Origin of the sequence: Micromonospora sp. NPDC047467 (genome assembly GCF_040643095.1) — a bacterium.
Taxonomy (GTDB): Bacteria; Actinomycetota; Actinomycetes; order Mycobacteriales; family Micromonosporaceae; genus Micromonospora.
In genome coordinates this window covers 888,297-900,286 of sequence record NZ_JBEYTO010000001.1, presented here as the reverse complement: position 1 = coordinate 900,286, position 11,990 = coordinate 888,297, and the positions used below count along the sequence as shown (strand labels likewise).

The 11,990-nt window shown below is 71.1% G+C and carries 9 protein-coding genes; 3 read left to right on the top strand and 6 right to left on the bottom strand.

From position 1 onward, the window contains the following. The first annotated feature begins 134 nt into the window (after positions 1-134). Positions 135-599 (top strand): MarR family transcriptional regulator, encoded by a 465-nt coding sequence (locus ABZ780_RS03790; RefSeq protein WP_357483879.1) that lies wholly within the window; start codon positions 135-137, stop codon positions 597-599. Positions 600-618: 19 nt separating this feature from the next. Here the strand turns inward: ABZ780_RS03790 and ABZ780_RS03785 are convergent, their stop codons facing one another. From ABZ780_RS03785 to ABZ780_RS03760, 6 genes are all read right to left on the bottom strand, one after another. Continuing rightward, on the bottom strand, positions 619-2,952 hold the full coding sequence (locus ABZ780_RS03785; protein ID WP_357483876.1) for a beta-L-arabinofuranosidase domain-containing protein: 2,334 nt from the start codon (positions 2,950-2,952) through the stop codon (positions 619-621). A gap of 231 nt (positions 2,953-3,183) precedes the next feature. Continuing rightward, positions 3,184-5,010, bottom strand: coding sequence for an IucA/IucC family siderophore biosynthesis protein (locus tag ABZ780_RS03780; protein WP_357483873.1), 1,827 nt, complete (start codon positions 5,008-5,010; stop codon positions 3,184-3,186). Beyond that, positions 5,007-5,585 (bottom strand): GNAT family N-acetyltransferase, encoded by a 579-nt coding sequence (locus ABZ780_RS03775; RefSeq protein ID WP_357483870.1) that lies wholly within the window; start codon positions 5,583-5,585, stop codon positions 5,007-5,009. The genes ABZ780_RS03780 and ABZ780_RS03775 overlap by 4 nt, the downstream gene beginning before the upstream one ends. After that, a complete protein-coding gene (locus tag ABZ780_RS03770; protein ID WP_357484080.1) occupies positions 5,582-6,871 on the bottom strand; it encodes a lysine N(6)-hydroxylase/L-ornithine N(5)-oxygenase family protein in 1,290 nt (429 codons plus the stop codon). Before ABZ780_RS03770 ends, ABZ780_RS03775 begins: the two co-directional genes overlap by 4 nt. Positions 6,872-6,908: 37 nt before the next feature. Beyond that, a complete protein-coding gene (locus ABZ780_RS03765; RefSeq protein WP_357483868.1) occupies positions 6,909-8,411 on the bottom strand; it encodes an aspartate aminotransferase family protein in 1,503 nt (500 codons plus the stop codon). 249 nt (positions 8,412-8,660) lie between these two features. Continuing rightward, positions 8,661-9,692: an ABC transporter substrate-binding protein gene (locus ABZ780_RS03760; RefSeq protein WP_357000284.1), complete on the bottom strand. Its 1,032-nt coding sequence runs from the start codon at positions 9,690-9,692 to the stop codon at positions 8,661-8,663. Between the two features lie 154 nt (positions 9,693-9,846). Here ABZ780_RS03760 and ABZ780_RS03755 point away from each other — a divergent pair, with 154 nt between their 5' ends. After that, positions 9,847-10,884 (top strand): iron chelate uptake ABC transporter family permease subunit, encoded by a 1,038-nt coding sequence (locus ABZ780_RS03755; protein WP_357484077.1) that lies wholly within the window; start codon positions 9,847-9,849, stop codon positions 10,882-10,884. A gap of 76 nt (positions 10,885-10,960) precedes the next feature. Next, a complete protein-coding gene (locus ABZ780_RS03750; protein WP_357000281.1) occupies positions 10,961-11,989 on the top strand; it encodes an iron chelate uptake ABC transporter family permease subunit in 1,029 nt (342 codons plus the stop codon). Position 11,990: the final 1 nt, after the last annotated feature.

Below are 11,990 nucleotides of genomic sequence, written 5' to 3'. Positions count from 1 at the left end.
TTTCAGAAGGGGTCGTGGCCTGTGTGCCGCCGGAACGCTAGCCACTCCTTGCTTGGTCAAGCAAATATACATCCCATGACCGTCGTCACACCCGAGCGTGAGCAGTTGCTCAGTCAAGCAACTAGGCTGGGGGGATGCCGGACCGCACCGCCGACGCGCCTCGCCCCCTCGGCCCCGACGAGGAGGCCCTGGTCCGCGCCGTGGTCAAGGTGATGTACGTGCTGCCCCGCACGATCGACGCCGACATGGCCGGCGACCGCCAACTGCCGCTGACCGAGTACACGACCCTCATGCACCTCTCCGAGGCGCCGGAGCGGCGGATGCGTATGCACGAGCTCGCCTCGGCCTGCCATCTCTCGCTCAGCGGCATGACCCGCACGGTGGCCCGGCTGGAGACCCAGGGCCTGGTCAAACGGGAACGGTGCGAGGAGGACGCCCGCGGCTGGAACGCCATCCTCACCGACGCGGGTCTGGCCCGCCTGGAGGAGTCGTGGCCGAGCCACCTGGCCGCCATCCGCCGGCGGTTCCTGCGACATTTCGAGGGCCTCGACCTGGCTCAGCTGGCCCGCGCGTTCGAGCGGGTCGGCACGGCCGACTGAGCCAGGCCGAACCCTGCGCTCAGGCGTTGGGCACGAGCCGCCAACGGTTGTCCGCGCTGCCGTTGTCCGAGTCCTGCACGGCCTGCGCTCCCCACGCCGTCGACCCGTTCAGGATGCCCAGCAGCTTGCCACTGTTGACGTTGCGGATCCGGTAGGTGCCGTCCCCGTTGTCCACCAGGATCCACCGGTGGTCGGCGGTGCCGTTGTCGGCCCACTGCAGGACCCGGGCATTGTCGGCGGTGGACATGTTCTCCACCCCGAGGACCTTGCCGCTGTTGACGTTGCGGAACCGCACGGCGTTGCCGTCGGTCACCACGACCCAGTTGTGGTCGGCGGTGCCGCTGTCGCCCCACTGCACGGCGAGCCCACCGTCGGCGGTGGACATGTTCTGGATGCCGAGGACGAGGCCGGTGCCGACGTTGACCAGCCGGTGACTGCCACCGCCGCCGCTGCTGGCGGTGTTCCAGTAGACGGTGTAGTTGTAGCCGTGGGCGTCCTGGAACGGCCCGAGGTTGACGGTCGCCCCGTTCGCGGTGGCGGTGAACGCGAGCGAGCTGGTGCTGGTCCGGGCGATGGACGAGACGGCGAGTGACGGCAGCGCGTTCAGCGTGGTGTTGCCGTAGTTGCCGCAGAGCACGCTCGGCCCGTAGGTGACGGCCGCGACCGACGCGTTGTCGTTGGTGGCTCGCATGATCACCCGCATCGGCAGTCGTACGGTGATGGTGTCGCCCGCGGCCCAGGCCCGGGTGACCGTCGCGTAGCTGCCAGGCGTGCTGGTCACCGACTGCGCCACACCGTTGACGCTGATGGTCGCGCCGCTGGTCCACGCCGGGATGCGGACCCGGATGCTCCACGAGCCGCTCATCGTGCCCGACAGGGTGAGGGTGGTGGTGTCACCCACCGGGTAGCTGGTGGTCTGGGTGACCGTGACACCGCGCTGCGACCAGGTCAGCACCGATGGCACGAACAGGTTCACCGTCAGCGTCGTGCCGTTGTGGAAGTAGATGGAGTCCATCAGCTTCGTGTTGATCTCCAGGCCGGTGCCCTGACAACACCAGAACGAGTTGTAGTCGGTGCTCCAGGTGCCGCCGCCCCACGCTGGGCCCACGCCCCGGCGCCCGCCCGGCCGCAGTGGAGTGAAGTAGGTGATGTGGCCGTGGCTGTCGGCCGGGTTCTGACCGCCGATCAGGTGGTTGATCAGGGCGCGCTCGTAGAAGTCGAAGTAGTCCGTCCGGTTCGGGTCGAGCAGCCACAGCTCCCGGGTCAGCTTGAGCATGTTGTAGGTGTTGCACTGCTCGCAGGTGTCGTTGCTGAGGTACCCGGCGATCGCGTTCGGCGCCCGGAAATGCTCCGCCTGGCTGTTGCCGCCGATCACGTAGGTGTGCGCGCCGACGGTGATGTTCCAGGCGTTGGCGGCGATGTCGCGGTAGCGGGTGGTTCCGGTGGCCTTGAACTCCCGGGCCGCGCCCACCCACTTGGGCACCTGCGTGTTGGCGTGCAGGCCGTTGAGTTGGTCCTGGTTGGAGGCCAGCGGGTTGAACACGGCGGCGTGGTCGAACCGCTGGGCGGTGGTGAGCCACCGCGCGTCGCCGGTCTGCTGGTAGATGTCGGTCAGCACCTCGTTCATGCCACCGAACTCGGTGCCCAGCATCGACTGCATCTGGCTGGCGCTCAGTCGACTCGTCCGGGTGTCGACCCAGCCCGCCAGCGCCAGCAGCACCGAGCGGGCCTGCGTGTTGCCGGTGTAGCGCCACACGTCGAGCAACCCGGCGAGGGTCTTGTGGATGCAGTAGTAGGGCACGTTGCCGTTGGACAACGTCCGCGCCTCGAGCGCGGTGAAGTCGGACTCCGGGAAACCGGAGAGGTATCCCGTGCCAAACCCGGCAGAGGCGTTGTTCGCCTGGCACTTCGCCAGCTCGGCCACCATGTAGTTCGCCTTGTCCCGGCAGGTGGTGTCGCCCAGCACGGCGTAGCCATGGGCCCAGGCGGTCAGGAAGTGCCCCTGCATGTGGGTGCGGAACGGGAACGACGGGGCGTCCCAGCCTCCGTTGGCCGCGGCACCGTTGGTGGACAGCCGGTGGTTGGCCCGGAAGTTGTAGAGCAGCCGGTCGACGTCGACGAAGCGCAGGTAGTTGAGGGTCCGGTTCTGGTTGTCCAGCCAACGACCGGCGGTCAGTCGCACCTGACCCAGGTCGAAGGGGTACGCCCCGACGCCGAGGTCCGACCGCGCCGGAGGGACCACGGCAGCGGCAGCGGGGCCGGCGGTGAGGAGGGTGCCGCCGGTGGCGGAGACGACGGCGGTGGCGCCGGCGGCCTGCAGCACGCGGCGACGACTGATGGGCAGGGGTGACATGGGACCTCCACGGTGAGCGCAACAGGCGACGGAGCACAGCCGGGCGGGACGGGGCTCGACAGGACGGTCAGATGTGAGCGTTAACGCTCACATCCGTGTCCGGCATGTTACGGCGGAGGGCCACTTCTATTCAAGATGATGACTGCCGTGCGGCCGTTGATCAGCACTGTTACCGGTCCTGATGCGCTGGTGCCGCCGGTGTTATCGATAACACCGGCGGCCCAGGCGGCGTCAGCGGCGTGGAGCGTGGGCGGCCAGCGGGTTGGTCAGGGTGCCGACGAACTGGAGCGCGGCCGACGGGTCGGCCAGATCGATCATCTGCTGATTGTCGCGCAGTTGCAGCCGGTTGAGGCAGGACAGCGTGAACTCCGGTGCGAACAGGTCGTAGTGGCGGATCCGCTCGGCCAGGTGCGGCACCCGGTCGAAGTAGTCGGACGCGCAGCCCGCGACCGTACGCCAGAAGTCGTCCTCGGCGAGCACGCCGGCCTCGACCAGCACCGCGTTCAGGTGGCGCAGGAAGCAGTCGACCACGTCGGTGACGATGGTCAGCAACTTCGTGTCGTCGGGCACCTCGATCCGAATCCGCTCCACCGCCTCCGGCAACTCGACGTCGGCGCTCATCACCGCGATCTCCTCGGCGATGTCCTTGAAGATCACCCGTTCGACGGTGGACTGCTCGTCGAGGACCAGGATGACGTTCTCGCCGTGCGGCATGAAGGCCAGGTCGTGGGCGTAGAAGCTGTGCAGCAGCGGGGTCAGGTAGGCGTCCAGGTAGCGACGCAGCCACACCTCGGGCGCCAGCGGCGACCGGGCGATCAGCTCCGCCGCCAGCGAGCCGCCGTCACTGTCGACGTGCAGCAGCGCGGCCATCGTGGACAGTCGCTGCCCCGGCTCGAGGCCGGGCAGCGGGCTCTCCCGCCACAGGGCGGCCAACATCTTGCGGTACGGGGAGGTGCGCTCGGTGGCCGCCTCGTACTGTCGGTGCCGGTAACCCACCGCGGCCCGTTCCCGGATGACGGTCAGGCCGGTGCCGGCCAGCACCTCGTCGTTCGCGATGAGGTCGGCCAGCCAGTCGTTGATCGCCGGGGTGGCGGCCATGTACGCGGCGGACAGCCCGCGCATGAAGCCCATGTTCAGCACCGACAGCGCCGTCTTGACATAGTGCCGGCTCGGCTCGGTGACGTTGAAGAAGGTCCGGATGGACTGCTGGGCGAGGTACGCGTCCGGCCCGGGGCCGAGGTGCACCAGCCGGCGCTGCGCCAGTTCACCGGCGAAGGTGACCGCCAGTTTGTTCCACCACTGCCACGGGTGCGCCGGGATCAGGTGGTAGTCGGCGAGGTCCAGGCCGAGACCGGCCATCGTGGCCGCGAACCGGGCTCGGGTCTCCGGGTCCAGCTCCCCCTCGATCAGCGTGTCGTAGTCGAGGTCGGCGGCACTGCTGAACGCCGAGTGGTCCCGGTGCGCGGCCAGCCACTCCAGCCGTACCGGGGAGGCGGTCTCCGGGGCGTACCTGTGGTATTCGTCGGCGCCGAAGCCGAGCCGGCCGTTGTTGGCCACGAAGCAGGGATGCCCCTCGGTCATCGACGTCTCGATGGTCTGGAAGTCCGCCCCGGCCAACTCGGCGGCGCTCGGCCCGGCCTGGGCCAGCTTGTACGCGGTGCCGGCCAGCGTGGAGGTGATCTCCTCCAGGTAGACCGGCAGCACCCGCGCGGAGAGTCCGAGGGTGCCGCGCAGCTCGACGATCAGGTCCACCGCGTCCGGCGGCAGCGGGGTGCCGTCGCGCCGCCGGGTGATGCTGTCCACGTCGATCTGCCAGTGCTCCAGGGCGAGCAGGCGGGCCGCGAACCGGTAGGTGACCGTGCCGTCGTCGCTGCCGACCTCGTACCACTGCCGGTCGTCCTCGCCGGGCACCGGCGCGGGCGTGATCAGCCGTTCGTGGGTGAACTCCGCGAGCGCCTTGCGGACCAGCAGCCGGTTGGCCCGCGCCCAGCGCCGCGGGGTGAGATGCCCGACCGGGTCGGACGTGGTCGTCGGGGTGGGGACGGCGGTGGCGGTCACGCCTGGGCTCCTTCGACGGTGGTGACGGCGGCCTGGAACTGGGCTCGGGTGCAGACGCTGAGCAGCGCTTCCTTCTCGGGCTTCGCGACCGGGCCGACGACCTCGAAGCCGACGGCGGCGTTCAGCGCGTGCACGGCGGTGTTGCGCACGTCCGGCTCGACCACCACCCGCCGCGTCGCCGGATCGGCGAACAGCCAGGCCATGACGGTGGTGATGACCGCCCGGGTGAAGCCGTGCACGGGTGTGCCGACCGGCGCGCAGAGGAAGTGCATGCCCACGTCGCCGGGCTGGTTGTCGTAGAGGCCGACCAGTTCGACGTGGGCCGGGTCGTACCGCTCGGCCAGGAAGGCGGGGCTCCCCCGCCACAGGCCGAGGTACGCGTCGTGGTGCGGATGCTCGGCGATCCGCCGGTACTCCTCGACCACCGCGGCCTCGTCGGCGTCCTGCATCAGCCAGAACGCCGCCTTCGGATGGGTCACCCAGGTGTGCAGCAGCGCGGCGTCGGCGGCCGGGTCGAGGGTACGCAGCGCGAACTCGCCGAGCCGCTCGTCGGCGCGCTGGAAGACGACGCTCACGACGACACCCCGGCGGGTGCGCCGAACTCCTGGAAGGTGATGCTCTTCTCGACCGGGTAGTGCTCCCGGCCGAGCAGCTCACGGATGATCCAGGAGTTGCGGTACGGGCCCATGCCCAGGTCGGGCGAGGTGATGCTGTGCGTGTGGGTGCCCGCGTTCTGCAGGAAGATCCCCCGCCCGGTGTGGTCGATGCTGTAGTTGCGGGCCACGTCGAACCGGCCGTGCGCGTCCCAGCGGATCCTCTCGCGCACCGGGGCGAGGAACTCCGGCACCCGGTAGTGGTAGCCGGTGGCCAACACCAACCCCTCGGTGCGCAGGGTGAAGGCCCGCTCCTGCTCCACGTGCCGCAACCCCAGCGTGTACGCGCCATCGTGGTGCTCGGCACTGACCAGCTCGGTGTTGGTCAGCAGCCGGGTGTTCACCGGCCCGTCGACGCTGTGCGCGTAGAGCAGGTCGAAGATGTCGTTGATCAGGTCGGCGTTGATGCCCTTGAACAGGCCCTTCTGCTCGGCCTCCAGCCGGTAGCGGGTCTGCTCGGGCAGCGCGTGGAAGTAGTCCACGTAGTCCGGTGACGTCATCTCCAACGTCAGCTTGGTGTATTCCAGGGGAAAGAACCGCGGCGAGCGGGTGACCCAGTTGAGCTGGTAGCCGTACCGGTCGAGGTCGCCGAGCAGGTCGTGGTAGATCTCAGCGGCGCTCTGCCCGCTGCCCACCACCGTGATGCTGCGCTTGGTGCGCAACACGTCTCGGTGCTCCAGGTAGCGCGAGTTGTGCACCGCGTCGCCGGGCAGCCCGTCCACAGCGGCGGGCAGGTGCGGTGGGGTGCCGGTGCCGAGCACCAGGTGCCGGGCGCGGTACTCGACGCTCTCCCCCGCGCCGGTGTCGGCCCGCACGACGTACCGCTCGTCGGCAGGGTCGTACTCCACTGTGGTCACCGACTGGCCGAAGCGCAGGTTCGGCAGCTTGGCCGCCGCCCACCGGCAGTACGCGTCGTACTCGCTGCGCAGCGGGTAGAAGCTCTCCCGGATGTAGAACGGGTAGAGCCGGCCGATCTCCTTGAGGTAGTTGAGGAAGGAGTACGGCGACGTGGGGTCGGCGAGGCTGACCAGGTCGGCGATGAACGGGGTCTGCAACCGGGCCGACTCCAGCAGCATGCCCGGATGCCAGGCCAGGCTGGGCCGGGCCTCCAGGAACACCCCGTCCAGCTCGTCGATCGGCGCGGTGAGACAGGCCAGGCCCAGGTTGTACGGGCCGAGCCCGATGGCGATGAAATCATGGGTGGACATCGTCCGGGCCTCCCGGCGCGGTTTCGTGGTCACGGCGTCAGCCGACGTGGCAGGTCAGGTCGGCGGCGGTGCGCTCCTGCACGTACCGGCCGGCGTGGCCGGCGATCAGTTCGAGCACGTGGCCCACGTCCGCGACGGTGGTGGCCGGGTTGAGCAGGGTGAACTTCAGGAAGTGGCGGCCGTCGACCCGGGTCCCGGCGACCAGCGCGGCGCCGGACGCGGCCAGCGCCTCCCGGGCGTGCAGGTTGGCCGCGTCGGCGAACTCGCGGCCCGGCCCGGTGGGCAGGTAGCGGAAGACCACCGTGCTCAACTCGGAGCGGGTCACCACCTCGAAACGGGGATCCTCGCTGACCAGTTGCCAGGCCTCGGCGGCCCGGTCGACCACCTCGTCGAAGAGCGCGCCGAGCGCGTCCGGGCCCATCACCCGCAGCGTCAGCCACAGCTTCAGCGCGTCGAAGCGGCGGGTGGTCTGCAGGCTCTTGTCGACCTGGTTGGGGATCTGCTGCTCCACCATCCGCGCCGGGTTGAGGTAGTCGGCGTGGTAGGTGGCGTGTCGCAGCATCCGCCGGTCGCGGACCAGCAGCGCGCTGGAGCTGACCGGCTGGAAGAACGACTTGTGGTAGTCGACGGTCACCGAGTCGGCCTGCTCGATGCCGTCGAGCAGGTGCCGGCGCGTCGGTGAGACGAGCAGCCCGCAGCCGTACGCGGCGTCCACGTGCAGCCAGACGCCGGCCGCCGCGCAGATCCCGGCCAGCTCGACGAGGGGGTCGATGGAACCGAAGTCGGTGGTGCCGGCGGTGCCGACGACCGCCATCACCACCTGCCCGGCCTGCTGGCACCGGGCGATCTCGTCACGGACGGCGGTGGGTCGGATCCGCCGTCGCGCGTCGGTGGGCACCGCGATCACCGCGTCCGGGGCGAGACCGAGCAGCTTGGCCGACTTCTGCACGCTGAAGTGGCCGGCGGCGGACGTGAGCACGCGCAGCCGGGGCAGCAGCTCGGCACGGGCGGCCGGCGAGGTCACGGCCGCGCACGCCTCCTCCCGGGCCAGCAGCAGCGCCTGGAAGTTGGACTGACTGCCACCGCTGGTGAACACGCCGTCGGCATGCGCGCCGAGGCCGACCCGCGCGGCGGTCCAGTCGATCAGTCGTCGCTCGATGAGGGTGGCGCCCGCGCTCTGGTCCCAGGTGTCCAGGGAGGAGTTCACCGCGCTGAGCACCGCCTCGCCGAGCAGCGCCGGGATGACCACCGGGCAGTTGAGGTGGGCGAGGTAGCGGGGGTGGTGGAACCAGACGGCGTCGCGCAGGTAGACGTCCTCCAGCTCGTCCAGGGCCGCGCCGGCGTCACCCAGTGGCCGGTCCAGGTCGACCCGGTCGACCAGGGGGGCCAGCTCGGCGGGGGCGATGCCGGTGCCGGGCTGCTGCACGGTGGCCACCCGTCGGGCGACCCGGTCGACGCCGTCGGCGATGGCCCGTCGGTACTGCTCGACCGAGCCGTCGTGCAGCAGCTGCGCCCGCGCGGCGGCTGGTGCCGCGGGCACCGGTGGCGGTGTGACTGGTGCCCGCGGCGGCGGGTCGGCCTCGACAGGGTGCGTCGGCACGGTCACGCGATGTCCTCCACGTTCTCGGCGGTGGGCAGCCAGAACCCTCCCCCGTCGCGGTCGCGCCCGGGGGCCGTGCTGTCTCTCGGTTGGATCGCCGCTCAGACGCTGGGGCTGTCGCGCACCGCCGGGCCGAGCCGCGGCACCCGATCGCCGGGAGCGGCCACGGCGGTGCGCGCCCTCATGGCGTCAGCTGACCTTCTTGGCGTTCTTGATGGCGGTGGCCAGGTTCTCCAGCAGCGGCGCGGAGCCGGCGTACGAGAAGCGGGGCACCGCGTCCCACGGGCTCACCTGGTTGGCCTTGACCGCCGGCAGCTGACCCCAGGTGGGCTTGGCGGCCAGGTCCTTGGGCTGCAGCGCGGTGCTGCGGTTGTCCAGCAGGATCAGGTCGGCGGGGAACTTGGCGGTGTTCTCCCAGCTCAGTGCCTCGAAGTAGTCGCCGGCTTCGAGCTTGGTGGGGACCACGATGTCGACGCCCAGCTCGGCGAAGTACATCAGGTCGGTGCTCACCTTGGGGTTGGAGACGTAGAACAGGTCGGGGCTGCCGGAGCAGGCCATCACCTTGATGCCGGGGTTGTCCTTGACGGCCTGCCGGACGCTCTCGGAGGCGGCGTCGAAGCGGGCCTTGGCGTCGGTGACCTTCTTGGCGGACAGGTCCGCGCCGAGCGACTCGGCCAGCGCGGCGTACCGCTCGATGGGCTTGGTCATCGGCACCCGGGCGGTGGTGATCGCGACGCTGGGCGCGAGCGGCAGGATCTTGTCCTTGCTCTCGTCCGGCACGTACCAGAGGGCGTCCGGGTCGTACATGTGGGTGACGAGCAGCTCGGGGCGCAGGGCCGCGTACTTCTCCAGGCTGAACTCGCCCCACACGTTGCCGAGGATTTCCACCGACTCGACGCTCAGGTCGCCGGCCTGCGGGTCGGCCGTGCCGTCGGCGCGCTTGGTTTCGCCGAACACGCCGACGATCTGCTTGTCGAGACCGAAATCGACCAGCGCCGCCGCCACCCCGGTGAAGGCCACCACGCGTGCCGGGCGGGCTGCCGCCTCGACCTTCTTGTTGCGGTCGTCCGTGAACGACCAGGGGCCGCTTCCGCTGTCGGAGGCGGGCTTCGCAGTGTCGTCCTTGCCGCAGCCGGCGAGGAGGGTGGCCAGCGTGGCGGCGCCACCGGCGGCGAGCAGGCCGCGACGGGTCAGGCGACGGGCGGACAGAGATTCGGGCATGGTGTCGTCTTTCGATCAAGGGACGGCCGGGGTCGACCGGACAGCGGGGCTTAGGTTAGCCTAACCTCGGACATTGTCAACAGCGGTTCGCCGTGTCGCCACACCTTCGGAGCCCACACTGGACGCCACACCGTCCGTCAGCACCCGAACACGAATAGTGCTCGGGTCGGCGGAACCACCCCCCGCGCCACAGCCGGCGCGGCGCTCCCGCCAGGCCGCGCGTGCCGCCGGTTTGGTCGCCGCCGTGGCGCTGCTCGGCGTGATCCTGGTGCTCAGCATCGCGGTCGGCGCCAAGTCCCTGCCGCTGGCCGACGTCTGGTCCGGGCTGCTGGACCACGACGCCACCGAGTACGCCGTGGTGCACCAGATGCGCCTGCCACGCACCCTGCTCGGGCTGCTCGCCGGCGCGGCGCTCGGGGTGGCCGGCGCGGTGATGCAGGCCCTCACCCGCAACCCCCTGGCCGATCCCGGGCTGCTCGGCATCAACGCGGGCGCGTCCGCCGCCGTGGCCACCGCCGCGTTCCTGGGCGTCACCGCCATCGGCGGGTACGTCTGGTTCGCGCTGGCCGGCGCCGCAGTGGTCACCGCTCTCGTCTACGCCGTCGGCGGTGGACGTGGTGCCACCCCGGCCCGCCTCGCGCTGGCCGGCGCGGCGCTGAACGCCACCCTCTACTCGTACGTGAGCGCGGTCATGATGCTGGACACCGCCTCGCTGGACCGGCTGCGTTTCTGGACGGTCGGCTCACTGGCCAGCGCGGACGCCGCGACGGTGAGCCGGGTGGCGCCGTTCATCCTGATCGGCCTGCTGGTCGCCCTCGGCGCCGCCCGCCCGCTGAACGCCCTCGCGCTCGGCGACGACGCGGCCCGCGCCCTCGGCGCCCGCCCCGCGCTCATCCGGGCGGCCGTGATCGTCGCGGTCACCCTGCTCTGCGGCGCGGCGACCGCGGCCTGCGGCCCGATCGTCTTCGTCGGTCTGCTGGTGCCGCACCTCGTCCGCGCCCTGACCGGGCCCGACCTGCGCTGGCTCCTGCCGTACTGCGCGGTGCTCGCGCCGGTGCTGCTGCTCGGCGCCGACGTGCTGGGCCGGGTGCTCGGCCGACCGGGCGAACTCCAGGTCGGCATGGTGACCGCCGTGCTGGGCGGCCCGCTGTTCCTCTGGCTGGTCACCCGCTCACGGGTGGCGCACCCGTGAGCGAGCGTAGCGAGCGAACCAGCAGGCACAACAGCATGGCGCGTCGCGCCATGGCGGAGCGAAGCGGAGCGGTGGCGTGACAGTCATCCGTACCCCCGGTGGGTTGTCCCTGCGGTTCCGCCCCCGCGCGCTGGCCGTCGGCGCGGGCGCCGCCCTGCTCGCGGCCGGGCTCGGCCTGGTGGCCGTGGGCAGCGGCGACTACCCGATGGGCGCGGCCGACGTGCTGCGCACCCTGGCCGGCGGCGGCACCCCGGCGGAGCAGTTCATCGTGACCGAGCTGCGGCTGCCCCGGCTGGTCACCGCCCTTCTGGTCGGCGCTGCGCTGGCGCTCGCCGGCACGATCTTCCAGTCGCTGGTGCGCAACCCGCTGGGCAGCCCGGACATGCTCGGCTTCACCCAGGGCGCGTCGACCGGCGCGCTGGTGGTGGTCGTCCTCGGTGGCAGCAGCCTGGCCCTGGCGGGCGCGGCGGTCGTCGGCGGGCTCTGCACCGGCCTCCTGATCTACGCGCTCGCCTGGCGACGCGGCGTGCACGGCTTCCGACTCATCCTGGTCGGCATCGGCGTCGCCGCGATCCTCACCGGGGTCAACGGCTATCTGCTGACCCGGGCGCCACTGATGGACGCCGCCCGCGCGGTCCTCTGGCTCACCGGCAGCCTGGACGGGCGTGGCTGGGCCAACGCCGGGCCGCTGCTCGCCGTCACCGCCGTGGTGGCGCCGCTGGTGCTCGTCGCCTGCGGTCCGGCGCTGCGGATGATGGAGTTGGGTGACGACACGGCCGGTGCCCTCGGTGTGCCCGTGCGCGCGTTGCGTCTGGTGCTGCTCGCCGCGGCGGTGCTGCTGGTCTCGTTCGCTGCGGCCGCCGCCGGCCCGGTGTCCTTCCTGGCGCTTGTCGCGCCACACCTGGCGAAGCGGCTCACCCGGGCGCCCGGCCCGAACCTGCTGCCGTCGATGGCGGTCGGGGCGGCCCTGATGGTCGGCGCCGACCTGCTGGCCCAGCGCGCGTTCACCGGGCACCAGCTTCCAGTCGGCGTGGTGACCGGAGTGATCGGCGGCGGCTATCTGGTCTGGCTGCTGGCCGTCGAACGCCGGGCGGGTCGGCTGTGAA